Raw genomic sequence first — 25,252 nt, forward strand, 5'->3', positions numbered from 1 at the left:
AAGAAAGACTATAATTGTAAGACTCTTATATTTGCAGATAATCTTAAGTCTATGGAATTTGTAGAAAATACTTCTCAATTATCAGGTAAGAAAATTGGCATCATAAGAGAAGTCCAAGGGCCAATTCTAATCATAGAATGTGACTACCTTCCTCCTATAAAACAGGCCCTTTACCTTTTTAAAAACGGTGAAAAATACCTTTTTGAAGTATATCAGCATATCGGAGAAAAGTATGTGAGGGCCGTTGCTTTACATACGGCCTCGAGTCTAAAAAGAGGCCTTCGTGTATACGATACGGGAAGCACTTTATCCATTCCTGTTACACCAGATTGTCTTGGGCGAGTTTTAAATGTTTTCGGCGAGCCCCTAGATAATGGTGATTATTTAAAGGAGACAACTCAATACAATATACACTCTAGACCAGGCCCCCTTTCAGAAGCTACATTCAACCATGAGGTATTGGAAACTGGTATAAAGGTAATCGATCTTTTATGCCCATTTGTCCGAAGTGGAAAAGTTGGCCTTTTTGGAGGAGCAGGCGTAGGGAAGACAGTTCTTGTGATGGAGCTTATGAATTCAATTGTATCAATTCATAAAGGCATCCCGATTTTTGCTGGTATTGGAGAAAGGATTCGTGAGGCCCATGAATTATGGGCAAAAATGAAAGAGGCCAATGTTATGTCAAGGTCACTTTTAGTTTTTGGACAAATGGACGAATCTCCAGGAGTGAGATTTAGAGTAGGTTTAACTGCACTTAGCTATGCAGAGTATTTAAGAGATACATTAAAAAGCGAAGTTTTATTACTTATTGATAATGTTTATCGATTTGTTCAGGCAGGTAGCGAGATTTCTGGACTTTTAGGTCGGATGCCTTCATCTGTTGGTTATCAGCCAACTCTTATGACAGAAATATCAGAGCTTGAAGAAAGAATTATTTCTACACCAAACGGAGGGATGACGTCAGTTCAAGCCGTTTATGTGCCTGCAGATGATATGACGGATCCAGCTGTGACAGGAATTCTTTCTCATCTAGATACAACGGTTATTCTCTCCCGATCTCAGGCCGCAAAAGGTATTTATCCTGCCATTGATATTTTAAAATCTAAAAGTCGATTTATGAATTCTCACTTCTTAGGACATAAACATTACTCAATTGCAAAGTCTGTTAAGGAACATATTGCGAGATATAAAGAACTAGAAGATATCATTACGATGTTAGGAATTGAAGAATTGTCTCCTGAGGATCGAAAAATTGTAGCGCGTGCTCGTAAATTACAAAATTACTTAACTCAGCCTTTTTCAGTAACTCAAGGGTTTTCTGGTATTAAGGGAGTTTCTGTTTCTCTTAATCAAACGTTAGAGGACTGTGAAAATATAATCTCTGGTATCTTTGATCACTTATCAGAAGATCAATTTTATATGAAAGGTTCGATTACTGGTCTGGAGACAAAGTTATGAAGACTTTTAGCATAATGATACTGACTCCTCGTGAACGACTAAAAATTGATAATGTTGTTTGTTTTACAGGACATGATGAATCAGGAAGCTTCAATATCTTGGCCAATGCCTCAAGAAGAATGACCATTCTATCATTTGGACTCGCTAGTTTTCGGGATGTAAAGGATCAGAATGAATTCTTGGCAATTTACGAGGGGGTTCTTTACTTTAAGGAAAATGAATTAAAAATTATTGCTCCTTTTTTCTATCGATCTAAAGTCTATGACGAAATTCATCAAAAGGTTGATGAGTACTTTAAGTTACGTGAGTCTGCAATAAAAGAAAAGAAGCGTAACCTGAATAAGTTAGACCAAGAAATTTTAAAGCAAATAACGAAAGAAAAGTTTGGCCTAGAATCATGAATAATCGAAAAAGAAATGAGAGATTTAAGAATAGAATTAAAAAAGATATTGAAAGAATTAAGACCTCTGAGAAAAGTAAAAACACATTACTATCTCAAACAATTTACTTAGGCGCCATTGGGATAATGTTAGCTTTACCAATTATTGGGGGAGCTTATCTTGGAAGATGGCTTGATGAAAAAGTACTCGGCTTTTCATTTAGCTGGACTATTTCTTTAATTTTTCTAGGAGTTGTTATTGGTGGAATCAACGTCTATTTTTTTATAAAAAGGAATGAAGAGTGAATAGCAACAAGCTTTTTGAAAGTATTGTTTTTTATGTCGCAACTATACCCGTTAGTAATAGTGTTGTGATTTCATGGATTATCATAGGGATGCTACTTGTACTTTCCCTTATTACATCATGGCACCTTAAAAATGTTCCTTCAAATTACCAATCTTTCATTGAAATTGTTGCTACTTCGATAAGAGATATGATTGAAGATATGATTCCTGGTAAAGCAGATATGATCTTCTCATTTATAACAACTCTTTGGATATTCATCTTCTTTTCTAATCTTATTGGTTTAATACCTGGGTTTTCTTCACCAACGTCTGATTTATCAACAACGACGGCCTTGGCCTTTGTTGTTTTTTTCTCTGTTCATTGGTTTGGTATAAAATCCATTGGTTTAAAAAGGTACTTAAAACATTATGCAACACCAAGTCCAATTTTAATACCAATCCACTTAATTAGCGAGTTTTCTAGAACGATTGCTCTGGCCATAAGACTTTTTGGTAACGTTATGAGCTTGGAAATTGCTGCTGCTCTTGTACTAATGGTTGCCGGTTTTTTGGTTCCAGTTCCAATCCTTTTGCTACATATTGTTGAGGCCGTGATCCAGACTTATTTATTTGGAATGCTATCTCTTATATATATTGCTGGAGGAATCCAGTCGCAAGAAATTCAATTAAAAAAACAAGAAGATAATAAAGGAAATACTTATGAATGATATCAGTTTTTTTAGTCTTATTTCAACAGTTGTAGCTGGTTTAGGTATTGTTTTGGGAACAATGATCCCTGCTTTGGCCATGGGAAGAGCAATTGGTAAAGCATTGGAAGCTTTATCGAGGCAACCTGAAGCTGAAAAGTCGATAACTCGAACTTTATTTGTTGGTTTGGCCATGATTGAGTCTCTTTCAATCTATTGTTTAGTCGTGGTTTTAATTATTTTATTTCGAAACCCTCTTCTAGAGTATGTACTGAGTAAATAGGAGCTTATTGTGGAGTTTAGTTTATCAACATTTATTTTAGAAGTTCTTAATTTCTTAGTACTGTTATGGATACTAAAAAGACTTTTATATAAACCCTTATTAGAAATAATTACGACAAGACAAGAAAAGATTAAGGGGATGATAAATGAATCCAAAAAAAAACTACAGGAAGCTAAAAGTTTGGAGCAAGAGTACCAATCTCGTTTAGAGAAATGGGAAATAGAAAAAGAAGAGAAAAAGTCATTGTTAAATCATGAATTAAACTTTCTTAGAGAAGAGAAATTGGGTGAAATTAAGATAGAGTTAGAAAATACAAGGGAGAAGTTTAAAGTTCAAGCTGAAAAGGCTAAAGCTGCAGAAATTGAAAGAATCGAGAAGACGAGTTTAGATGTCGCCTATGTTTCTTTAAGTAAATTGTTAGAGGCCGTTTCTTGTTCAGAAATGGAGGAGAAGCTTATCAATCTAAGTCTAAGTCATTTAGAGAAGGATGATACCTTGTATAAAAAACTAAAAGAACTTAAAAATGTTAAGGAATTAAATATCAATATAAAGACAGCTTTTTCACATTCCCAAGACTTTAAAAATAATATTGTAAAAGTATTAGAAAAGAAGATCCCATTACAAGTTAATGTGAACTTTGCTATCTCAGAAGATATGATTGCAGGAGCAGAATTTGAATTTAAAGAGTTTTCGATAAAAGCAAATCTAAAAGAAGAATTAAAGTATTTTTGGAGTCATCCATGATTATGTATGAAACTGATTGTTTAAAACTTCTGTCTAGGCAAATGAAAAAAAATGATGATTATGCTTTTTCTCCTCGCTTTGTCGAAAAGGGAAAAGTTGTATCCGTTGGTGATGGTATTGTATGGATAGAAGGTTTAGAGTCTGCAGGTATTGATGAAATTCTTATTTTTGATGATGGAAGTCAGGCAGTAGTTTTCCACTTAACTGAATCCCTTATAGGTGGCATTTTAATTAAACAAACAGATCAATTGACAGCTGGTATGTCAGCACGACACCTTAAACGAAATTTGACTGTAAAAGTTGGTGAAAATTTACTAGGGAGAGTTATCAACTCCTTGGGGGAGCCATTAGATGGACTGGCAAATCCTAAGCTCGATTATGAGGTGGAACTCGAGCGCAGCTCACCTCCTATATATGCTAGAGATTTTGTCAATGATCCACTTTTTACTGGAAATCGAATGATTGATAGCTTAATCCCTATAGGCAAAGGACAGAGACAATTACTCATTGGGGATAATGGCCTTGGTAAGAGTGCACTTGCTATGGATATTGTTGCCAATCAAGCAAATAAAGATGTTATTTGTATTTACGTACTAATCGCACAAAATCGATCTAATGTTTTAAACGTGATTCAAACACTTAAAGAGGTAGGTGCTATGGATCATTGTGTTGTTGTTGTCGCAGAAGCAAATTCTTTGCCAGGCTTACAATACTTAGCTCCATTTGCAGGATGTTCTATTGCAGAATATTGGATGTTAAAAGGGTTAGACACGCTCATTGTATACGATGATCTTACTGCTCATGCTCAATGTTACCGTGAATTATCGTTACTCTTACGACGGCCACCTGGAAGAGAGGCCTATCCTGCTGACATCTTTTATCTTCACTCCCGTTTATTAGAAAGATCTACTTGCTTATCTGTTGAACATGGGGGAGGAACAATGACGGCCTTACCCATTATTGAGACCAAGGAAGGTGAAATCGCTTCATATATCCCAACTAATTTAATTTCGATAACAGATGGCCAAGTTTATTTTGATATAAAAGAGTTCTCGGCCGGTTATTTACCTGCAATTGATATAACTAAATCTGTTTCTCGTGTCGGTGGTCAGGCCCAATTATTAAAAATTAAAAAAGAAGCGGGCCGAATGAAGCTTGATTATCTTCAATATTTTGAACTTGAAACCTTCACTCGCTTTGGAGCAAAACTTGAAAAAACTATCCAAGAGAGAATTAACAGAGGTCGAGTTTTAAGAGTAATCTTTAAGCAAGACATATTGAGTCCTACGGCCCCTGAGGAGTTATTAGGTTGGTTAATAGCATATAATGAAGGTATCTTTGACAATAGTAAACCAGAGTTTGTTGATAAAATTCTTTCTTCACTTTTCAATTGGATAAAGCTTCAAAAGCTTGATTTTAAAAATCCTAGAGATGAATGGGTAAATAAAATAAGAAAGTGGTCGGAGAAAGGTTATGAGTAAGCTAACGAGTATTAAAAAACATATCCACTCTGTAAGTGAAATTAATAATATATTTAATGCTATGAAAAGTCTGTCAGTTGTTGAACTCAGTAAGGCCATGTCTTTATTGAAAAACTATCTGGAAATGTTAAATGTTTACAACAATGTACTATGTGACTTCTCTTCTTTTTATCCGCAGAAAGATACAAGAAGTGTGAATTTTGATAAAATCTATGTGCTAGTTGGTTCAGAAAGAGGCTTTTGTGGTGGATTTAATGAGAAAATAATTAAGTTTTATCAGGGAAAGGAGACTATTGATAAAACATCGAAATGTATAATTATTGGGAGAAAGCTAGAAGGCAAACTTTTGGATCAGCTCTCACCTGAAGAAGTAATTGAATCATTAAGTGTTGTTGAAGATTTACCTCGAATTATGAATAAAATGAAAGAGCTTATGGATCGATATCTCGCCAAGGAATATATTTTTATTACAAATAAGCAAAGTGATGGTGAGTTTAAAACTGTTCAAACTAAAATCTCTAGAGACTTTGATAATAAAAACCTTTTGGTAGAGAACTTTTTGCCACCTGAACTATATCTGTCTCCACATGAATTTTTTGAAAATGTCATAGAACAATATATTGACGTAAAAATTGCAAACGTTCTTATTGAGTCATTCTATACTGAAAATAAAGAGAGGTTACGACATATGGAATCAGCTAGTGATAAAATAGAAACTAAACTTTCTCAACTAAATCTGAAGAAGAACTCTCTTCGACAATTTGAGATTACTCAAGAGCTTGAGAATATTTTATTGAATGCCGTTACTAGGTAAGCACTTCTGAATTTATTAATAAAGATTAAGATGTTCTTATACATAATGTGACGTATGTCATATTCGAGTAGTATTATATAAAGAGATAATATCTAATAAGGTACATAAGGAGGTATTGATGAGTAAGCTAATGATTTGTGTTGATATTACAGATGAGTCAATCAATGCATATAAGAATCAATTAAAAGATTTTGACTGGAACCGTTGGGATGAAGTTCATCTCGTGCACGGCTTTGAAACACAGGTATATGCGGATACTTTCTACTTTGCTTCTTATCCACTAGAAGGACAAATGGGTGATATTGAAAAATCAGTTTCGGATCTCTTATTAGGGCTTTCTAATGATATTGTCGCTGAAAATTATAAGGGAAAGGTTCTTGGTAAGTGTCTTTTTGCGAGTTCAGCAAAAGTGGCCCTAAAGGAATATGCCGAAGAAAACAAAATAGATGAAATGATTATTGAAACTAGAGGGAAACATGGAGTTGCAGCATTGTTTTCAAGTTCTTTTGCTGAATACATGGTTGGCCACGCCCCATGTCGTCTTATGATCTTACGTGAAATTAAATAAGAGGTGATTGTGAGGAATTTGATATTACTTTTTACGCTATTTTTAGCTTACTCTTCATGCTCAAGTGTTAACACTGAATCACGTCGGTATTATGAAGATAAGAGCATGAGGCATGGAGTTGTTCCAGTGGCAGAGAGTGAAGATAAGACTCCAGTGACTCGAATTTATAGTGCCGAATCTGTACTTAGAGGCAGACGTATTTACACTCGTCTCTGTTCTCAGTGTCACGGTGAAAATGGCAGGGGAGTTGATAAGGTTGATCTCCAAGAGCTGTCGAAAGAAATACCTAATTTTAATTTCTACTTACTCGTTTCTAGTTATAAACAAAAGATGCCTGGATGGAAGAATGTTTTAACTGAAAAAGAAATTAAAGACCTTGAGAATTATATTTATTCGCTTGCTAAGAAATAAGAAAGGCCCCAGTCTAAACAGGGGCCAATATATTAGTTTAATTATCTATTTGAGTGACCTTGGTGTCTAGGACGATAGCCTAGGGCCTTAAATTCTTCTTTTAGGGCCTTTTTGAGTTCCTTCTTATCGATTACTTGTCCAAAAGTCGTATAATCAAAGTAAGTGTAACGGTATAAAAACCATTCTTTGTATTCTTGTGTTAAAACTGAATCAACACCATCAATCGTTAGAAGATCCATCCAGTTAAGCTTAACTCCTACTTCGACACTTTTTCTTTCAAGCTCTCTAAGCCCTGCTTCCGATATTTTGTGTACTCTATCACGAAAGCCATGCTCATTACAAAGACTTCTATTTTCATCCATCTTAGTAAGAATAGACATTAAATCTTCATTTGAAACATGCTTATAGGCCGGAAGATAATTCTTAATTAACCATAGGTCTCTTGTGTTACCAGAAAGTACACTGTAGAGACGACTACTTAATTTAAGTTGGCGCTTGTGATCAATTCCTGAAATTCCATTCTCATCTTTATTTCCATTTTCCATTACAAGAACGATTCCTGCAAAAATTGGAGCAAGAATTGGTAATCCTGCACCTAATGAGACTCCAATAATCGCACCAGGGATATAGGCAGCAAAGCCACAATACAACATATTCTCTTTAAAGTTCTTCTGCTTCGAGAAGCATTCTTTAATCATCTTTCCAGGGATTTTTGATGGTAGATAACTTGTTGATTTAGTTCTAATTTGAATATCTCTTGCTAGTTCACTTTTACAGTTAAAGGCAAAAGTTTGTGTTGCCAGTAGTAGTGATAATGTAAGTGCTAATTTTTTCATTTCTCGTCTCCATTTTTATTTGTTTTTGTTATGGAGGCAAAGTAATGGATATTAGAATATATCTCATTTACATGAGGTGACGTTTTTAAAAATCGTGTATTTATTTCATAAATACATGGCGTTTTCTTTTTTTGTTTCGATCTGTCATTTCAAAATCAAGTTGTATCCATTTTGAATATGAGTCAAATAAGTTGATAGTCTCTTTAACATCAAGATTATTTGGGAAGTGAAGAGGATACTTTCTCTCTAGTGAAACTTCATTTTCTACTGTTTTTGGAGAATCATTTAAGTATTGCCAAGTCAGGTATTCAAGAATCTCTGCATCGCCATCAAAATAGATATGCTCCCATGTCGTCCTTATTTCTTGATTGGCAACCTGAGCAATATCAAGATCAGCTAGTGTGAGTCCTGCCTTTTCAAAGTAGAAGTTAAGCTTGTCTGTCTCAAGCCAGTAGCGTTTTGACTGTATAATTGAAAAAACAGAGTTTAGCTCTTCTTGTGACAGAGCTTTTTTTAGGTCACTGTATAGAGAAATGGCATGGTGTCTGGCAAAGATCTGACCGAGTCGCATATTTGGCCTGTGATCTGCCTGTGAATGCTCTTTTGTGTCAAAGAAGTCCTTTGTTGCAACTCTAAAAGGGAAGGGGGCCCCTTCACTAATCATTTTTCTTCTAAGGGCCTCGCCGCGTGAATCCGCACTTTTTAAAAAGTTTTTCACATAGCTTCGATCTCTGATATTTAATAGGTCATTTCGTTGACCAACAAAGCCTTTCCATATTGGATATTCTCCCCACAGTGGCTTTGGTCTTTGTCCGTGACATTCTAAGCATTTTGCTTGATTTACAAGCCATTTCTTTTTTTCTAGATCAAGGACGAGAAGTTCATAGCGAAGCTCTTCTTGATTCCAAGAAATCGCCTCAATTGAGTCTTCTTCGTGTTGATCTGTTTCAAATGTTGAGAAGGTGATAACAAATGAATTTTTCTCATTCCAAATTACTGGCCTTAATTTATCTGGCGATGCTGGCAGTAGCGCCCCTGACTTATAGGCGAGTGTCATATTTTGATATTCCTCTTCTGGGATACTTTCAATAACTTGTGTAAGTGTTTGAAAGTTATTTGATGTAACCCATTTTAGGAAGGCATCTTTGTCGAGGACCGTGGCCCTCGACATTGATGTGATAAATATCGTTAAAATGATATATTTAAGCATTATAATTACTATCTTCTGTCGTTGTAAGAGTCGTAATCAAAGTTTTCAAAAAGTACGTCAATTTCTTCTTGTGTCCCGTAGCGAACTTCTGAATCGATGCTACAACGAGCCTCGAAAGTTGTTTCGTTATTGTATAGAGAGGCAATTTTTAGCGTTCCTCTAAGATCATAGCTTTCCCAATCTGGGTTGTAGAGGTGAGCATCCAAGCTTGAAGCAGTTAGACTTAGTGTCGAAGACTTGTCGGCCGAGTGATGACTTAGTTCTAGAAGATATCCTGTTTTTGTTTGGTTAGTTAGTGGGTCGACAAATTTCTTAGCTTCGAATTTGTAGTCAATTTTCTCAAGTGTTTTAGCATCAATTGAAATTTCGCTGTAAATAGCTTCTCCAGATACTTCAGAGGTCACTTTCTTTACAATTAGTTTCTTGTTGAATGTACCGTAATTGCATGATGTAGTCGTTTCGATAACTGTGTTGATGTCTTCATCATAGTAGTCATCGTATCCGTCATAAGATGCGAATGATGTGTTAGAAGTAAATACAAGTGAAATAAGTAGAAGTAGGGAATTCTTCATTTGGTTCTCCAAGAAAAAAGTTTTGCTTGGAGAATTATTTAGTACGGATTTCTAAGCAGTCTGTCAAAATAAATCGATGCAAGTTACGTAACTTTATTTGTGGATTTATGTAATTACAGTTGTTTAACTTAGATCATAATTCTTAAGGGACATGAATTTATAACCGATATAGTATTATTACAATTCAATAGAGGTCATCATAAAAGCAATTCTTTTTGTCATTTTTGTTTTTTTTCTATCATGTCAATCTGGCCAGGAGTCTAATATTAATACTGAAAAAATAGACAAGTTTTTTGCTGTCTTAGAGAATAAGAAAGTCGTTTCAGGAAGTGCTATTCTCGTTAAAGATGGTAAGACAGTTTATGAATTAAATTATCATTTTGATAAAATGATTAAAAATCCTATTTTCCGCATCGGTTCTGTTTCAAAAATATATACAGCGGCAATAATTCTGAAGTTAGAAGAAGAGGGGAAATTAAAGCTATCAGATAAGCTTTCTCTTTATTATCCAAAGATAGACAAGGCAAATGCAATTACTGTTGAGGACTTACTTCGACATCGTTCAGGTATTCCAAATATGACTGATCTTGCTGATTACAAGGAATATTCTCAAACTCCACAATCTGAAAGTCAGATGATGGAGCGTTTCTATCGCTATAAGTTGGAATTTATGCCAGGTGAAAAGTATGAGTATTCAAATACTGGTTATGTCATCTTATCTTATATTGCTCAAAAGGCGGGAAATGATACGTATGCCAATTTATTAATGACGTATATTACTAAACCACTCTCATTAAGTAGTACTTTTGTTTATGATGCTAAAAGCATTCGAACTAATGAAGTCACTAGTTACTTCAAAAAAGTTAATTGGGAAGAAGCAACTAATACACATCAGAGTGTTCCTCTTGGTGCAGGAGCGATTGCTTCAACTCCACTAGAAGTTGCAACGTTTCTTAGAGGATTATTTAGAGAAAAAATAATCAGTTCAAGCTCTCTTAATAAAATGAAAGAATTTATCGGCGAGGGAGAGTATGGCCTTGGTTTAATGAAGTTTCCATATAGTGACAAATATTTCTTTGGTCACACTGGTGGAGTCGATGGGTATGCATCAATTGCTGCTTATAGTATCGAGGATGATCTTGCGATGGTAAATCTTACTAATGCAATGACATTCAATTTTAATGATATGTCCCTTGCTCTTTTGGCGGGATTTTATGGTGACGATTTTGATATTCCTGTCATTCAAGAGTCAATTTTAGTTAAGAAAGAAATACTTGATCAGTATAATGGAACATACGGAAGCAATGATTTTCCCATTAAACTTAGTTTTAGAAATGAGAATGGAATTCTTCTAGGTGAAGCATCAAGTGATAGTCAGAATGAGATTCCTTTTGAAGCTTTTTCTAATACAGTATTTAAATTTCAACGCGCTCATATCAAACTAGAATTTAAAGATAATGGCGAGACACTTATCTTTACGCAAGGGCAGGAATTTGAATTAAAGAAGCTTTAGGGCCACTCTATTTAGAGATAAAATTTTCTGCTTTGTAAATCCCCATAAAGCTAATTCCTGTTGAAAAGTATTTGACCTTAGCGCTGTCTAGAAAAACTGTTGTAGGCGTGGCCTGAATTGCTAGATCATAGCCAAGATCATTATCTTCGATAAAGGTAAAAGGATAGGGATTCTTTTTTAGAAACTTCTTTATCTGGGCAGTGCTTTCAAAGGGATTGACGGCATAGATTGAGTCTTTGGATATTTTTCCACTTTCAACCGATTTCTTTAATCGTAGCATTTCAATTTTACAAGGAGTACATGTTGTCATCCAAAAGAATGTAACCACCTTCTTGTCTGGTGGGAATTGTATGGTTTTACTGTTAGCTTCAATTGTTTTGACAGGTCTTTTTGAAATATTCTTTTCTTTTAGTCTTAAGCTATTTGCGATACTAGGGCCTTGCTTAAAGGCAAATAGAGTTAATGCAATTATGAGTGCTAAATTTTGTAAAGAGATATATTTTTTCATTTGCTTCTAATTTTATCATTAGACAAATCATACGCAAAATATTTAGGTAAAGAGTTGGATATTAAAGTTAGATTCGCCATGGCACTAACAAAAATTTTGCACGACTATCATTTGTTTGATATTTCAAATTTGTGTGATTTATTTTACAGCATCTAATTCTTAAACTATCATTTATACGATTGTTTTTATTAAGGTCGTTAGATTGATGATTAATACTAATATTTTTAAGAAGAAATTATTCTTGGCCTCTGTCTTGGCCTTTTTGCTTCTTAGTATTAGTAGTGCCTATTATTTTTCAAATAAGAATCGAAAGGCCGTCGTTGAGTTAAATCAACGCATTGATCTCTTCGTGTCTGTTGTTGGAAATTTTGGCTATAACGGCCTAATTCATAATTTCAAAAATTTTGTCTTAAGATCAGATGAAGGCTATTACAATAAAGCTGTAAAAAAGTTTGATGAAATCGAAGAAGCTTTTATTCGATCTAAAGATTATAATTTATCCGAAACTGAGTTGAAGTCACTTGAAAATTTATTCTCTACGGCCAAAGAATATCGCGAAAATCTAGAAATATTAAAAAACCTTGATGTCACTCTTTCGGCCGAGCAAAGAGATAATCTCGTGAGAGTAGATGATACTCAAGCCGATCTTGCTGCCAAAGAAGTAATTAGAATACTAGAGAGTAAAGAAGCTCAGTTAAATGATATTTCACAAAATATTTCACGCTTTGGTGTGGCCGCAATTGTTCTGCTTATATTTGCCATGGCGGCGATGTACTATTTTGACTTATTAGTTCTTGATCGTACAAATAAAAAGCTTTCGCAAACAAATGAAGAGCTTCTCCAGTTTTCATACCGAACTTCACATGACTTAAGGTCTCCTTTAACAACAATAAGTATTTTATGTGATTTAATCGTCAAGAGTATTGAAAAGAAACGGTTTAATGAAGATGAGATAAAAATAAAAGTAGAAAAGATCAGAAGTCGAGTTACACATTTGGCCGAACTTATTTCAAGCCTTTTAGATTTAGCAAGATTAGACGTTTCGACACATACAAATGAGGAACTTGATTTTGAAGCAATGATTTCTGATATTGTTATTTCAAATGAGTACTTAATTGAGAAAAATAATATTAGATTTTCTACCAACGTAGATCTTTCTCGAGGGCACTCTTCTCAAAAAGTAAGAATTTTTCAAATTTTAAGCAACATAATTGTCAATGCTGTTAAGTATTATGATGTAAATAAAGATGAACCTTTCGTTAATGTTGAAATACATGATGACTATAATAATCTTTATATTAAGGTCTCAGATAATGGCGTGGGTATTCCTTGCGAGCAAAAATCTGATGTTTATGAACAATTTGTGCGCTTTAATGAAGACAAGTCAATCGGTAGTGGAATAGGGATGTATATCGTTAAGAAGTCTGTTGATAACTTAGGTGGAACAATTGATTTTTCTTCTTCGAGTCAAGGTACGACATTTAAAGTTATTATTCCTACTGATTTAGTAAAAAGTAATAATGATTTTTTCGCAAAAGATATTTCAAGTAATTCTCTTCATTAGTGCCTAAACTGATAATGAATAGATTCCATCTGGTGAAATATTTATTTCCCCGTTCAATTTCTTTTTAAATCGATAAAGAAGAGATTTAAAGCTTGTTTCGGCCTTGAGATAGTCGCAGTCATCACCATAGATCATTAGTATAAGCTGTTGTCTTTCATATCTTGCTTCTTCTAATGCTTTTAAAAGCATATTCTCCTTTTTGCTAAGTTTTCCTTTTGTTTTTGTTGTGTTTTGCTTAGGCGCCTTGCGAATTAAGCTTGAAATTAAATTATAGAAAGGATCCTCTAGGGAAGAATTCATATCAGCTTCTATTACTTTCGAGAAGTCTTCACGATAAAGCTTTTCCGAAAGAAGATAGAAAAGTGTACGATTTAATAAATTATTCTTCTTGCCTTTTATTAAGCTGTGAACAGTCTTAAGCTGTTCTTGCGAAATATTCTCAATATCTACTAGTTCAAATAATTGTTTATCAATTTCTTTTAAAAGGGCCTTAATCATACGATTGACTCCTTAGCGACAAACTCTATCTTTTCATTATTGGAAAGAGTGAAGGATTGGCCTTCTTGATCGAATCGAATTAACCCCTCTTCCTTTTTGTTAATCCTTGAAACCAATGTCGTTAGACGGTTCTTCGCATCTGTCTCATCTATATTTGGGTAAAGTTTATTTATAATCTCGTCAAAATGAATCGGCCCATGAGCAAGCAAAAGGATGAGGTGATCACTCGTTTCTCCCAGTAAGCTCACTATTGCCTTTTCTTCAAGCCTAATTTTCCAGGCCGTTGTCAGATGATCTTTGTTTAATTTGTTTTTGCCATTGAGGTAGAGGTTTTCAATTGCTTTTGACGACTCTCTTATTTCATTAAATTCATAGCGATGAAGTTCTTTAAGAGTTCTTTTTGCATTCAATTTCTGATCAAGACAGAATTGTGTCTCACAAAGGTGAGTAAGGGCCTGGGCATATTGAAGAGTATTTTTTTGGTCTTTAAGAAGATTGAGAGCTTTTTCGAGATAGCGGTAAGCACTACGTTGCGCTCCGATTTTATGAAATTCATCTGCTATATTAACACAGACATTTGCGGCACTTGTGAATGATTTTTGTGTAATTAGTTTGTCCACAGCTTCAATATAATTTGAAAGTAGTCGTTTTCGTATATCAATATTTCCTTCAGCTGTAATTGTATTCATTTGTGCATTTAAGGCCTTCTTAAGCGCTCCAATTTTAGAATAAGAATGATAGGCATTCAAAAAGTTATTTTTTACGGCGAAATGGTTTTCTTGTTGAGCAGCGATAAGTGCCATTGCAAAATAGAGGTCACCTATATAAGGTGAATTTTCAAAACGTGCGAGACTTTTAATTTGATATGATCTGTTCTCCAATATTGCGATGCGGGCCTTCGTAAAAACATCTAGAAAAGATTTCTTTGTAAGCGTCCCTTGCATACGTTTCAACTTTACTATGTCGTTAAGGTAGTATGCCATCATGATCTGAATATAGTTGAATTCTTCGCTTTGGTACTCAACCTCAAACAAGAGCTTTGTTAAGTCGCCGATATCGGCATCAATTAAATGTGAAGGATGGATTGAGTTTCTCATTAGTTCCAAGTGTTTATCAATGGAATACTTCCTCTTGTACTATCAGATTTTTTCAGACTGTAGAGTACTCTAACTTTAGAGTCTCTTTGTATAGCATCTGAAAGTTGTTGGTTTCTACTACGTTTTGAAATACTTAACATATCTGTAAAGAATAGCTCCTTTATATCAGCAATAATTGAATATTGCTTATCAAGCTCTATTTCAAGTCTTGGGTTAAAATTCTGAAGCTCTCTATTTATTTTAATCGTCTTACGAAATTTCTTCTTATGATATTTCCCATTTATTGTAAGTAGCACCTCATTTTTTCTAATTTTAAGAGATGATCTTATTGAGAAAGTCTCTTCTGTATTTTTATCTTTGTTACTCTTGTTACTTTTTAATCTTCTTTTTAAGAGAGAGACTAAATCGATCGAGTCAGTTGTTTTAATTTCTTCACATTGATTGCTTTCGCTATATGAAAGTCCTTCCCAGTTTGCAAAGATATAATCATGATCATTCTTACTGACTTGTCCCTGGCACTTAAATCCAATAACAAGGTCTCCGTTTATTGCTATACCTGTTGGAATATTGATCCTTTCCCTGAAGTCTAAAGAGCTTGTCGAAATAGGGCCTCCACCATTACCATAGCCGTTTCCACCTCTGATGATAGTTTGATCTTTATTGTCGTTTTTGAAGTTTTTAATGACTTCAATTGTTTTAACATTGAGTTTGTTATCATTGTTTATGTCTATTTCTTTCTTCTTTGCTAGATATAGATCATAGAGTTCTTTGATTTTTGAATCTGTTAAGTCGCCATTCGCCTTCCCATGCGAACTTGGAATTTCTTCGATGATAGATTGTGTAGATTTCTGTCGATACGTAGATTGATACTTCTTAGAGTATTTAAATTGAACATTATCTAAGTGTCCACGTCTTCCTTGAATGTAGCTGTTAAGACAGTTCTTAATATTTGAATGAGATGCAAAGATGGATTTTTGCATAATACGATCATAAGAAGTTGCAATTCCGACTATCTCATATTTGCTTTGATTTAAGTCATTATTTTGTAATAGTGGTGAGCCACTCATACCTGGTACGATACTGGATGGAGTTATAATTGAGCGACTTATGAATGACTGGCGACTCTTTTCATGATCCTTTTCTTTTGAATCTAAGTTAATCGTACATTTATTATGAGAGATTAATTCCATAATGGAGTTCATTGTACCTATTCGATTATGATGATTTTGCTTGTAAGGTATTGGGCCAATGGTTATGGCCTTAATTGCTTCAGAGATCGGAACAAATAGTGCGTTGCCCTTGTATGGTTCAGGGGAGCTTGGATAAAAATTGCATGAAAGATCATACATATTGCCAATTTGGACATATGAAAGAGTTTCACCTGTTCTCGAGTTTTCAAATAATGGCCTATTATTATAGTTCTTCGATTTACTTTCTTCAAAAATAAATTCGTTCTTTCTTATACTCCTAGGAGAGTTATTCATCCCATGGGTATAAAGACTATTCACTTTCGAGTTATAGACTCCAAAAGTTTCTTGTACTTCCTCGTTGACTTCAATAACGGCAATATCATGATTGGCGCAAGATAGGGTTTTCTTTTCTTCAATTGGATAAAGCTTGCCACGGTAGATGAAAAATTTATTTTCACCATCTATTAAGTGTGAGTTTGTGATAATGAATTTTTGATCTTCACTCTGTAGCGTAAATCCTGTTCCTGCAATAGGCATATCACTCTCTTTATAATGCGAACCTATAACAACGAGGGATTCTTTATCGTGAATATGATGTCTTTTGTAATATTCGTATATAGATGTATTGTCGACATTCTTACCAAGTAAGATTTCAGTATAGGGATCGGCGTGTGTTACTAGCGATATTCCCATAAACGTCGTAAATATTGTCTTATATATACTTCTATACATAGCTATTAAATACAGCAAAGTTTATGCCACAAATTGCCTTTGAAGATCAGATTTTTGTTAGTTGAATTGTTTAAACAACTAGGCCCTTGTCTATACTTTAGTCACTTTTTACAAAATGAAGCCTTAGAATTGTGTGATTTTTTGGCACTTTTTTTGCTTAATTAAATATATGACAAAATTTCTCGAAAACGTAATGTTTATAAGTACGCTATTACTATGTTCAAACACAACTTCTGTTGTGGCCAATGAATTATATGGTGTGGAAGCAGGTGTTAAAACAAATTTAGGTAATTGGTATAAAAACCCAAGTCTAGATGAAGGACCTGTTACACTGACTTTTAGGGCCGACAGTAATGGGGAGTTAGAACTTTCTGAGCTAGATTGGATGCAATTTGAAAAAAGATATCAAAGAGAAGAATTTGGTGGAGTTGAAATTGCTCTTAGGGCCTTAGGTGCGAAGTATGAAAAACTTCATCAGTCTATTGGTCAGCATGGGAGCATTCAATATGCTCACTTAGTTATTAGAAAAGCATTTGTTCTCGATGACGGCGCTACAATTATTCTCTCTGGTGTTGCTAAGGCCAGTGATACTTGGAGTATTCATCAGTTTAATGAAGATGATGAGCGAAACCTCGGACGCTCTTATAAACGAATGTATAATCAAGATTCGATTAACTTAGATATTGAGGCCACTGGTGAGATCCATTTTAAAATAGGTGATGGACGAGCAAGGGCCTATGGGTATTATAAGCAAGGTGATGAAAGAAGCTTTAAAACAGAAGATAAGAAATTTAGTTACTCCTATCAAAGAAATGAATATGGTGCCGGTATTGAGTATCGGCCTAGCGAAAAATCAAAACATACCTTTGGCTTTAAGGTTAAGCGCAATGAGTTTGATGAAAATTATGGTAAGGGAGTTCGCCAAGTTGATGAGACACAATTTTTGCTGACTTATCAATATCGCTTCGATATGGAGGAGTTTTTCTTTGGGAAGTCGTATGAAGTAGGTACGAAAAAAGGTGATGAAGAATATGATGAATATGTTGAAGAAGAACTCGATCTTCCAGAATTCTACTAATTTAAAATAGGCCATATATGAAGAGATTTTTATTATCAGTTTTATTATTCAGCTCTTATGTATTTGGGGAAAACCTAAATATCAATCATGCACACCTAAATGAGATTGTTGGGGATAGCGATGCTGTCTTTGAGCCGATTGAAATTAAAGAGCTTGAACTAGATGAAGAATCCTTTCTTGATGGTATAAGAAAAAGATTTGTGATCTCCTACTCGCAAATAAATCACTCTGAAATGGATACTTCGTATAATGTTTCTCGAGATGATGAATCTGTTTATGACTTTTATGATGAAGATTTTAATCATTATCTTGAAGAGAATTTAAAATTTAAGGAAGGCCATAAAGTCACAATTGAATACTTAGTAACACAGAACTTCAGTATTGAACTTGCTGATACTTATCGCCGCTATAATATGTCTGGTAGGCATGTTGGAGTGACAGAAGGAGGTCTCTTAGAAGATGATCGCTACGATGTGTATGAAGCTAAAAATGTTACAATCTTAAATGATATTCAGCTTGGAATGAAATACGCTATTCGCTTGGTTGATACCCCAAGTTTTAGGTTCGAAGTAAGTCCTGGCGCGAGTGTGGGGCTTGTTCACGTCTATTCCGATACGAAGACATATTACAACGGTCAAAAGTACGAAGAGAATCACTTTAATGATATCGGTGGATATTCTTATGGAGTCTCTCTTGAGGCAAAAGCCGTTTTTTGGGATAACTTCTTTATCCAAATAGGTGTTGAGCAAAGAGATTATGTTCTAGCTCCTATGTCACATGAAAGCGGTGTCTCACAACATATTGATCAAAGCGGTTATAATTTCTATATCGGGGCCGGAATCAGGTTCTAATTAAATTTTCATTGATAAAAAAAGGGATCCTAGGGATCCCTTTTATATTCTACTTTCTAAGGTCGCTTAAATGACATTTATAAGATTTGAAAACTAATCTTGATTTTTCTTCACAAGTTACATTGTAGAAGTGAGTTCCACAAGTTTTTCTATTTGAAGAACATGTCGCTTCATTGATATCATATAAGGCATCAAAAATATCTTTGGCCTCGCTTCCTCTAACTGTTTTGACAAGAATATCACCATTTGTGAATGCGCCAACTGTACACTTCGTTCTTTTTAAGATGTGTGTACATAGAACTTGGTCAAGCTCGATAATACATTTATTTCCACTACAATCAGGAGTTACAGTCGATTCGAGGGAAAGAAATAGGCTCTTTGCAAGGTCTTTTTCGACCTTAAATTCACCTGCATTTGCGATAAATGCAATGAGTGCAATAATTAAATACTTCATCTATTCCTCGCTCTCTTCTAGATTGTGATAAACAGTTACCACATCGTCATCTTCTTCAAGTAGGTCAATTAACCTTTCAAATTGCTTCAATGTATCTTCATCATCAATTGCTTTGTGATTAAGTGGAACTCTCTCAAGTCTTGCTTCCTCAGGTGTAATCCCAATCTCTTGAAGTTTCTTTTGAATATCTCCAAATGACTCCACTGGTGCAATAATCTCAAATACACCATCTTCTAGTGTGATATCTTCTGCCCCAGCATCGATTACTTCAAGTTCAAACTCATCGTGGTCAGATACATTTTCTTCGTTAACTAAGAAGTTTGCTTCTCTTTTAAAAACGAACTCTAGTGATCCTGTTTGCCCAAGTGATCCTTGCACTTTATTGAAGTAACTTCTTACACTTGCTACTGTTCTTGTATTATTATCCGTTGAGGCCTCAACGAATACGGCAACACCACCAGGGCCATAGCCTTCATAATTAATATCTGTATAACCGACACCATCTCCACCTTGACCTTTTTTGATCGCTCGGTCGATATTGTCTTTTGGAACGTTAAACTTCTTACAACGATCAATTGCAACTTTTAGAAGAAAGTTTGTTTCTGGATCGCCACTTCCGCTTTTAGAAGCTAAGAATACATCTTTTAGTGCTCTCGTGAATACCTGTCCACGGGCCTTGTCCGCTGCGCCTTTTTTGGCCGCAATTTTTGCTGATTTTCTTCCCATAAATCTCTCTTACGTTAAATTATTATTCTATAGTTTTAGTCAAATCATCATAAATCGTCTAGTTCTAGGCCTATTTATTTAAGCTAAGTATCTGAAATATGTATAAGTAATAGTCAGCAATGAAGTATATTCAAAATATGACACTCTGTGTTTTTTAGGTGTTACTCTGTGTTCAAAGGAAGACTATTATGGGTAAATACTTTGCATTAATATTTATTAATTTGAATCTCTTTGCTTCATTTGGAGGCTTTGGAGGCATGGGTGGATTTGGCCCAGATATCGATCACAATCCTACATATCGTCATCGATCTCAAAACCAAAAGGCCGAGGTTGCAGAGTGTACCATCAGTCGCGAAAATCAGAAATTCGAGTTAAATAAGACAAATTACCAGTTAGATGAGTTATTCGCTTTAGTATCAACAACTGAAAAAGGTAAGGATGTCGTAAATAAAATTAAACCTCTTTTGGATCAAGGTGAGCTAAAGATCAAAAATCTTTCACAATATGAAAGGCAGCGTCGTGGGCTATCTCAAAGAACTTCAGCATTATTTGATTTTACAATGGAGACTCCAACAATCTTCATTGGCCTTGAAGATGAATTAGGTCTTGTCGCGCATTTCTTTGTTCATGAAGCAACACATGCGCTAGACGAGCTTATTCCACAGGAATATGAAGTTGATATGATTTATTATAATACATTTAAAGATTTCCAAAGATTATTTGGACTCGATCTTGAACCTATGAAAGAGCTTACTTCTTATGAAACTTCTAAGATGTATGAAATCTATGAATTAAAGGAAAGAAATCGCGCCCAACACGCATATCGTGCTGAGCGCTTCGCTTTTGACCAACAGGGGATATTCACGAGTCAAGTTTTAGAAGCTAATGACTGTTACGAAGAATATATTTCGCAACATCGAGAGAGAAATAAGCTTAAACTCTATCGTCATACTCCAGACGATCATATTTTTAATGCTTATGGTATTAATAAAGACTATCTCTAAAACTCATAGTTCGCACTAACACCATAGCTACGTGGAGCTTCTTTTTGTGTATAGAGCTCGTCTTGCCATGCTGGAGGCATATTGGCGAAGTAGTAGCCACGAAGTGAGTAAGTTTCATCAAAAACATTCTTGCACCAAATTGAGATATCTAATGACTTATATCGATAACCAACTTTTGTATCGACTAATTGATAGGCCTTTGATTTAAAGTCGTGAGAATTTGAAAAGTAGAAATCATCAGAAGCATAGAAGTTGATATCCCAATACATACCGTTCTTGTACTTGTAATTTAAATTGAGGTTCACTTGATAATTTGGTGCATGAGGCATCTGTCTTCCATCAAGATCTCTTGTTCCGATATTATAGTCACCATACCTTGTCCCTAGGAGTCCTATTCCCGAATTCGCGCTTAGGCCATAGGGCTTCGTAAGGCTTGCTTCAAACTCTGCTCCGTAGTTAAAACCACTTGCCGCATTATCTGTATAGAATGTAAATGAACTTGGGTCCATTGGATCATCTTGAAACGATGTTTTTACTTGTGCATTGTGACGGTACATGAAAAATAGAGAACTACTAAGGGAGATCCCTTTTTCCTTTAAATGATATTTTTGACCAAGCTCAAGTGAATAGAGATCCTCTGGCCTAAACTCTTTACGTGTATCAGGTACTGCTGACTGTGTATTGATACCACCAGGCTTGTATCCTTTAGATAGTTTTACATAGGCCAGGTCTCCAAGTAGTCTTTTCTTAGATAGTGTTATATTTAGGCCATACATTAAGTCTTCTGGTGATAGTTTTGTTTCTATCCCACTTTCTTGCGCTTCAAATTCGACATTGCGATATTCGATACGGCCACCGTAATTGATATCAATTGCTTCACTTAGCTCTTTTGTCTGTTCGGCATAGACTGATACAATCTTTGTTTCGACTTCTCCGTTAATACTCTTTCTTACTGCTGAGTCCTCATATCCTATCTCTTTAAAATCTTCACTTGATGCCTTCAGATAAAGACCAATTATACTTTTTTGTGATGAGAATCGTTGATCAAGAGTGAAGTCTTCGCGCTTTCTTGGAAATTCAATATTGTAGTCATAGTCAGTATTCCAGCCTGGAATAGTGTTCCAGTATGGATTATTTCCCCAGTCTTCATCATAGCTATAATATGAGTTGTTTTTAAAGTGAGTTAGAATCGTTGTACTTGTTAAGTTTACACTAAAGTCTTTTTCATACTTTAGGTATTGACCAAGAGTTTCACTCTTATCCTTGCCTGGTTTGTCTGAGCGAGTTGTGAAGCTATTATCTTGTACAAAAGCATCATAACCGTTTGCTTTATCAAAATAGTGAAGTCCAAATGTAAGAGTTGAGTCTATAAAGTCTTTCGTAAGGCTTGTACGTAGATTTAACTCATCCTGTCCGTTTGTATCCTTGCGCTTTAGGTATTCATTTCTCATGAAGCCATCACTGTCTCTCTTAGAAAGGCTTAGTGTAAGTCCTGTCGAAGGGGTAAGCATTCCTGAGTAACTGATGCTTTCTTCCCATGTATTAAATGATTCATACGAAAGATATGTTTTAAGCTTTGACTCCTGTGTAGGAGCTTGGGATTTTAGATGAATCATTCCTGCCATTGCACTCGGTCCAAATCGTGTTGCCTGAGGCCCTTTGTAGACTTCAAGCTGCTTAATGCCATTTAGATTTGTAGTTCCTGACACTCCTGTATAGTCGATTTCGTCGACCATAATCCCTACAGAATAGTTTGATATACCTTCATGGGCCGATCTTTCCCCAATTCCTCTTATTTGAAAGAAGTTAGAGCGAGAACTCCCATTGGCCATATTTAGGTTTGGGATGGACTTAAAAGATTCGCTTAAGTCAGTGGATTGTTCTTGTGAAAAGTCCTTGTCTGTTTTTAACGATGTACTATTGGCATCGCTATAATATTCCTTCTTTTCAAAAAGTCCGTAGATATAGATAGCATCTTCACTGTTGGCCAAAGTCGTTTGTACAAATAGTAGTTGGGAAATAAATACTAGTATCAGTATTTTCATCTGAGTCTCCTTACGCCAGCATTACCTGGATCAAGTTAAAAGGTTTGACGGCCAATTCCGCTCTTCTCAGCCACATTATGGTGTAGCTCCCTTGGGTAAATTTTCGTATTAATTACATTAATATAATTAAAAGGGCAAATAAAAAGGCCAGCTTAGCTGGCCCATCTAATTAGAACTTAACTTTATAATTTTTAATTTTAACGACACCATTTTTGATTTTTGCTGCGATCATAAGCTTTACATCTGTTGCACCTTCACATTTATAACGTAGGTAAACATTAAAAAGAGTTGCTGATGCCTTTTGTGGTTGAGCGATACATGCTGCTAGATAATCATCTTCAACTGTTTCAACAATTGTCTTAACCTCATCACTTGCCATAAGTTCTTCAACTGTTTCTTCAAATACGCGTTGAGACTGCTCAATTGCATCAAAGTCAGGCATACTCATTCCTGGAGGTAGACCAATTGAAATACCCGCTTGAGCATTAAGAGTTAATAGACATACTAAAGCCAGAAGTGCTTTTTTCATATATTCCTCACTTTTCTTTATATTTCTAAATTGATTTACTAGATCGCACTTTGCTCAAGATAAGGCAAGTGAAGCTGTTCTTGTTTGAAATTATTTCTTACTTGAATTCAGTAATGATATCAAATACTTCGGTATAGTCAGTTGACTCAACATCATCAGATATGGATAGGTTAAAGCTAGTCTGTATTGAAAAATTGATTGCTGAGCAATAGTTCTTTGCGGTGTTATTTTTTATTGTAAGATAGGGAAGGCGTGAACTCAGCGGAAAAGGTACTTCTTTACATCCAATTGAAAAGGAGTCTAGGCCACTCTCGTTAGGTGCAACAACAATTAGTGAGTCAACAATTGAGTCACATGTTGGAAAGTAGATTGGAGTGATACTACGTGGTGCAAAGCTTATTAGTGCTTCATCGTTTGCCCCAAAGACACCTTCTAGCTCAAGGTTCCAAATTTTAGGAAGAGGTGAGAATAGGTCATCTTCTGATATTGTATAATTAAAGTGTGTTTGATCTTTTAATTGTAGGTAACGGCCGTCAGTTATTTCGCCTGATCCATTTCCAAGTCGCCACTCAAAGTCATCAATATTAGTATATGCCGGAATTCTTAATCTTAGTTGTCTTAATGTCGTTGATTTTTTCGTAAATATATGACGATATGTTTGCCAATACCAACGATCTCCATCAACAGAATCATAGACAACTTGATTTTTGATACGTTGAAATTGTCTAGCTCCATTAGATGTGATGGCCTTGACATCAAGTTCTGCGCTTGAATCAGTCTTAAAGCTTACTTCTATGGCCATTCCAGCTTGTACACTAATATCTTCGATGTCGTAGTCGTAATTTGAACTAAACCACGAGACACAAGAATAGCGGCCTTCATAAACTTGCCACGGATCGAGGACAAGTCCATTAAGGCCATTATCTGTATAGCTCTCACATTTGAAAGAGCCTCCCATATTACAGCTAGCTTGGATGCTCACTGCAATATGGAGTATGAATGTGAGAGCTATGATTTTATTCATTAAGGTGTATCGTTCCCATCAACACCAGTAAAAGCAACATTGATTACAGCTTCGAAGTCACTTGAAGTTGCTTCATCACCAGCTTCAAGTGAAATGATTCCTCTTACCGTAAGTGCTGAGTTATCAACTAGAGCAGAAAGAACCTTAGCATTTGCTTCACCTGGGTTAGCTGTAGCTGAGTTGTATACTTCAGAAGCTACATCTGTGATATTTTTCTTTGTATCAACCATGATGTCACCGGCAGACAGACTTGAAGCTGCACCACCAAGAGTTTGTTGTCCGTAAGTGCTTAGACCAGCTGATACGAAGATCATTTTTTCAAGTGCGACAGAGACATCATTTGAAGATGTTCCTAATGTCTTTGTGATTTTTAGATAATCGCCTTTGAAAAGTAGCATCTTTGATTTGATTTCAAATTTTACATATCTAATATTTGACTCGCCATCTAGAGTACCAAGAGGTAGAGATGCATCATTAGCGTGTGTTCCAAAGTTTGTAGATTCAAGAGTTGCATCACAGTCGTTAAAAGATACATCTTGACCACAGTCTACTAGTGCAATCGATACACTATTAACTTTTGGTGAAAATCCACCTGAAAGCGTGATTGATCCATTTGCTGTTGAATCTGCTGCAAAAGTGCTAAAGCTTAGAGCTGAAGCAAGTGTTACAAGTTTAATTAATCTCATGTCTT

The 25,252-nt window shown here is 35.2% G+C and carries 28 protein-coding genes and 1 riboswitch; of the genes, 15 read left to right on the forward strand and 13 right to left on the reverse strand.

What is annotated here, in order from left to right; translation table 11 throughout:
• Positions 1–51: 51 nt before the first annotated feature.
• From atpD to ACRXC1_RS06925, 10 genes are all read left to right on the forward strand, one after another.
• Positions 52–1,458 (forward strand): F0F1 ATP synthase subunit beta, encoded by a 1,407-nt coding sequence (atpD, locus tag ACRXC1_RS06880; RefSeq protein WP_433657539.1) that lies wholly within the window; start codon positions 52–54, stop codon positions 1,456–1,458.
• Entirely contained in the window at positions 1,455–1,859 is a 405-nt protein-coding gene (locus ACRXC1_RS06885) for a hypothetical protein (RefSeq protein WP_433657541.1), read from the forward strand. The genes atpD and ACRXC1_RS06885 overlap by 4 nt, the downstream gene beginning before the upstream one ends.
• Positions 1,856–2,143 carry an AtpZ/AtpI family protein gene (locus ACRXC1_RS06890; protein ID WP_433657543.1) on the forward strand — a complete coding sequence of 96 codons (288 nt, stop codon included), beginning with the start codon at positions 1,856–1,858 and terminating at the stop codon, positions 2,141–2,143. The genes ACRXC1_RS06885 and ACRXC1_RS06890 overlap by 4 nt, the downstream gene beginning before the upstream one ends.
• Positions 2,140–2,850, forward strand: coding sequence for a F0F1 ATP synthase subunit A (locus tag ACRXC1_RS06895; protein WP_433657545.1), 711 nt, complete (start codon positions 2,140–2,142; stop codon positions 2,848–2,850). The genes ACRXC1_RS06890 and ACRXC1_RS06895 overlap by 4 nt, the downstream gene beginning before the upstream one ends.
• Complete coding sequence (gene atpE, locus ACRXC1_RS06900) at positions 2,843–3,112, forward strand: ATP synthase F0 subunit C (RefSeq protein WP_433657547.1); 270 nt, start codon at positions 2,843–2,845, stop codon at positions 3,110–3,112. The genes ACRXC1_RS06895 and atpE overlap by 8 nt, the downstream gene beginning before the upstream one ends.
• Positions 3,113–3,121: 9 nt before the next feature.
• The gene (locus ACRXC1_RS06905; protein ID WP_433657549.1) at positions 3,122–3,856 is read left to right on the forward strand and encodes a hypothetical protein; all 735 of its coding nucleotides are present in this window, start codon (positions 3,122–3,124) and stop codon (positions 3,854–3,856) included.
• Between the two features lie 2 nt (positions 3,857–3,858).
• Complete coding sequence (locus ACRXC1_RS06910) at positions 3,859–5,337, forward strand: F0F1 ATP synthase subunit alpha (RefSeq protein ID WP_433659902.1); 1,479 nt, start codon at positions 3,859–3,861, stop codon at positions 5,335–5,337.
• Positions 5,330–6,151 carry a F0F1 ATP synthase subunit gamma gene (locus ACRXC1_RS06915; protein ID WP_433657551.1) on the forward strand — a complete coding sequence of 274 codons (822 nt, stop codon included), beginning with the start codon at positions 5,330–5,332 and terminating at the stop codon, positions 6,149–6,151. Before ACRXC1_RS06910 ends, ACRXC1_RS06915 begins: the two co-directional genes overlap by 8 nt.
• Positions 6,152–6,269: 118 nt before the next feature.
• Entirely contained in the window at positions 6,270–6,719 is a 450-nt protein-coding gene (locus ACRXC1_RS06920) for a universal stress protein (RefSeq protein ID WP_433657553.1), read from the forward strand.
• Positions 6,720–6,728: 9 nt separating this feature from the next.
• Positions 6,729–7,130 (forward strand): c-type cytochrome, encoded by a 402-nt coding sequence (locus ACRXC1_RS06925; RefSeq protein WP_433657555.1) that lies wholly within the window; start codon positions 6,729–6,731, stop codon positions 7,128–7,130.
• 41 nt (positions 7,131–7,171) lie between these two features.
• Here the strand turns inward: ACRXC1_RS06925 and ACRXC1_RS06930 are convergent, their stop codons facing one another.
• The 3 genes from ACRXC1_RS06930 to ACRXC1_RS06940 all read right to left on the reverse strand — a co-directional run bounded on the left by ACRXC1_RS06930 (position 7,172) and on the right by ACRXC1_RS06940 (position 9,748).
• A complete protein-coding gene (locus tag ACRXC1_RS06930; protein ID WP_433657557.1) occupies positions 7,172–7,966 on the reverse strand; it encodes a hypothetical protein in 795 nt (264 codons plus the stop codon).
• 100 nt (positions 7,967–8,066) lie between these two features.
• Positions 8,067–9,176: a hypothetical protein gene (locus tag ACRXC1_RS06935; protein WP_433657559.1), complete on the reverse strand. Its 1,110-nt coding sequence runs from the start codon at positions 9,174–9,176 to the stop codon at positions 8,067–8,069.
• Between the two features lie 8 nt (positions 9,177–9,184).
• The gene (locus tag ACRXC1_RS06940) at positions 9,185–9,748 is read right to left on the reverse strand and encodes a hypothetical protein (protein WP_433657561.1); all 564 of its coding nucleotides are present in this window, start codon (positions 9,746–9,748) and stop codon (positions 9,185–9,187) included.
• A 280-nt stretch (positions 9,749–10,028) separates the two neighbouring features.
• On the opposite strand from ACRXC1_RS06940, the gene ACRXC1_RS06945 reads away from it, so the two are divergent.
• A complete protein-coding gene (locus ACRXC1_RS06945) occupies positions 10,029–11,261 on the forward strand; it encodes a serine hydrolase domain-containing protein (protein ID WP_433659904.1) in 1,233 nt (410 codons plus the stop codon).
• A 7-nt stretch (positions 11,262–11,268) separates the two neighbouring features.
• On the opposite strand, the gene ACRXC1_RS06950 is transcribed toward ACRXC1_RS06945, so the two are convergent.
• Positions 11,269–11,769 (reverse strand): TlpA family protein disulfide reductase, encoded by a 501-nt coding sequence (locus ACRXC1_RS06950; RefSeq protein ID WP_433657563.1) that lies wholly within the window; start codon positions 11,767–11,769, stop codon positions 11,269–11,271.
• 205 nt (positions 11,770–11,974) lie between these two features.
• Between ACRXC1_RS06950 and ACRXC1_RS06955 the strand changes: the two genes are divergently transcribed.
• Complete coding sequence (locus ACRXC1_RS06955; RefSeq protein WP_433657565.1) at positions 11,975–13,333, forward strand: sensor histidine kinase; 1,359 nt, start codon at positions 11,975–11,977, stop codon at positions 13,331–13,333.
• Between the two features lie 3 nt (positions 13,334–13,336).
• Here ACRXC1_RS06955 and ACRXC1_RS06960 read toward each other — a convergent pair whose 3' ends face one another.
• From ACRXC1_RS06960 to ACRXC1_RS06970, 3 genes are read right to left on the reverse strand one after another with little or no spacing between them, the layout of a single operon-like run.
• On the reverse strand, positions 13,337–13,831 hold the full coding sequence (locus ACRXC1_RS06960; protein ID WP_433657567.1) for a hypothetical protein: 495 nt from the start codon (positions 13,829–13,831) through the stop codon (positions 13,337–13,339).
• Positions 13,828–14,928, reverse strand: coding sequence for a hypothetical protein (locus tag ACRXC1_RS06965; protein ID WP_433657569.1), 1,101 nt, complete (start codon positions 14,926–14,928; stop codon positions 13,828–13,830). The genes ACRXC1_RS06960 and ACRXC1_RS06965 overlap by 4 nt, the downstream gene beginning before the upstream one ends.
• Positions 14,928–16,850 (reverse strand): hypothetical protein, encoded by a 1,923-nt coding sequence (locus ACRXC1_RS06970; protein ID WP_433657571.1) that lies wholly within the window; start codon positions 16,848–16,850, stop codon positions 14,928–14,930. The genes ACRXC1_RS06965 and ACRXC1_RS06970 overlap by 1 nt, the downstream gene beginning before the upstream one ends.
• A gap of 169 nt (positions 16,851–17,019) precedes the next feature.
• On the opposite strand from ACRXC1_RS06970, the gene ACRXC1_RS06975 reads away from it, so the two are divergent.
• Both ACRXC1_RS06975 and ACRXC1_RS06980 read left to right on the forward strand, forming a co-directional pair.
• Positions 17,020–17,928 carry a hypothetical protein gene (locus ACRXC1_RS06975; RefSeq protein WP_433657573.1) on the forward strand — a complete coding sequence of 303 codons (909 nt, stop codon included), beginning with the start codon at positions 17,020–17,022 and terminating at the stop codon, positions 17,926–17,928.
• 17 nt (positions 17,929–17,945) lie between these two features.
• Complete coding sequence (locus ACRXC1_RS06980; RefSeq protein WP_433657575.1) at positions 17,946–18,779, forward strand: hypothetical protein; 834 nt, start codon at positions 17,946–17,948, stop codon at positions 18,777–18,779.
• A 49-nt stretch (positions 18,780–18,828) separates the two neighbouring features.
• Here ACRXC1_RS06980 and ACRXC1_RS06985 read toward each other — a convergent pair whose 3' ends face one another.
• Complete coding sequence (locus ACRXC1_RS06985; RefSeq protein ID WP_433657577.1) at positions 18,829–19,233, reverse strand: hypothetical protein; 405 nt, start codon at positions 19,231–19,233, stop codon at positions 18,829–18,831.
• Complete coding sequence (locus ACRXC1_RS06990; protein WP_021266654.1) at positions 19,234–19,959, reverse strand: YebC/PmpR family DNA-binding transcriptional regulator; 726 nt, start codon at positions 19,957–19,959, stop codon at positions 19,234–19,236.
• 188 nt (positions 19,960–20,147) lie between these two features.
• Here ACRXC1_RS06990 and ACRXC1_RS06995 point away from each other — a divergent pair, with 188 nt between their 5' ends.
• On the forward strand, positions 20,148–20,963 hold the full coding sequence (locus ACRXC1_RS06995; protein WP_433657579.1) for a hypothetical protein: 816 nt from the start codon (positions 20,148–20,150) through the stop codon (positions 20,961–20,963).
• Here the strand turns inward: ACRXC1_RS06995 and ACRXC1_RS07000 are convergent.
• The 4 genes from ACRXC1_RS07000 to ACRXC1_RS07015 form a co-directional block, all read right to left on the reverse strand.
• Positions 20,960–23,008: a TonB-dependent receptor gene (locus ACRXC1_RS07000; protein ID WP_433657581.1), complete on the reverse strand. Its 2,049-nt coding sequence runs from the start codon at positions 23,006–23,008 to the stop codon at positions 20,960–20,962. The genes ACRXC1_RS06995 and ACRXC1_RS07000 overlap by 4 nt on opposite strands.
• A riboswitch (TPP riboswitch) is annotated at positions 22,999–23,111 on the reverse strand. (Overlaps the previous gene by 10 nt.)
• A 66-nt stretch (positions 23,112–23,177) precedes the next feature.
• Entirely contained in the window at positions 23,178–23,537 is a 360-nt protein-coding gene (locus ACRXC1_RS07005; RefSeq protein WP_433657583.1) for a hypothetical protein, read from the reverse strand.
• A gap of 97 nt (positions 23,538–23,634) precedes the next feature.
• Positions 23,635–24,561 carry a hypothetical protein gene (locus tag ACRXC1_RS07010; RefSeq protein ID WP_433657585.1) on the reverse strand — a complete coding sequence of 309 codons (927 nt, stop codon included), beginning with the start codon at positions 24,559–24,561 and terminating at the stop codon, positions 23,635–23,637.
• The gene (locus tag ACRXC1_RS07015; RefSeq protein WP_433657587.1) at positions 24,561–25,247 is read right to left on the reverse strand and encodes a hypothetical protein; all 687 of its coding nucleotides are present in this window, start codon (positions 25,245–25,247) and stop codon (positions 24,561–24,563) included. Before ACRXC1_RS07015 ends, ACRXC1_RS07010 begins: the two co-directional genes overlap by 1 nt.
• Between the last annotated feature and the right edge of the window lie 5 nt (positions 25,248–25,252).

This window comes from Halobacteriovorax sp. GFR8, assembly GCF_050955245.1.
In the GTDB taxonomy this organism is placed as follows: domain Bacteria; phylum Bdellovibrionota; class Bacteriovoracia; order Bacteriovoracales; family Bacteriovoracaceae; genus Halobacteriovorax_A.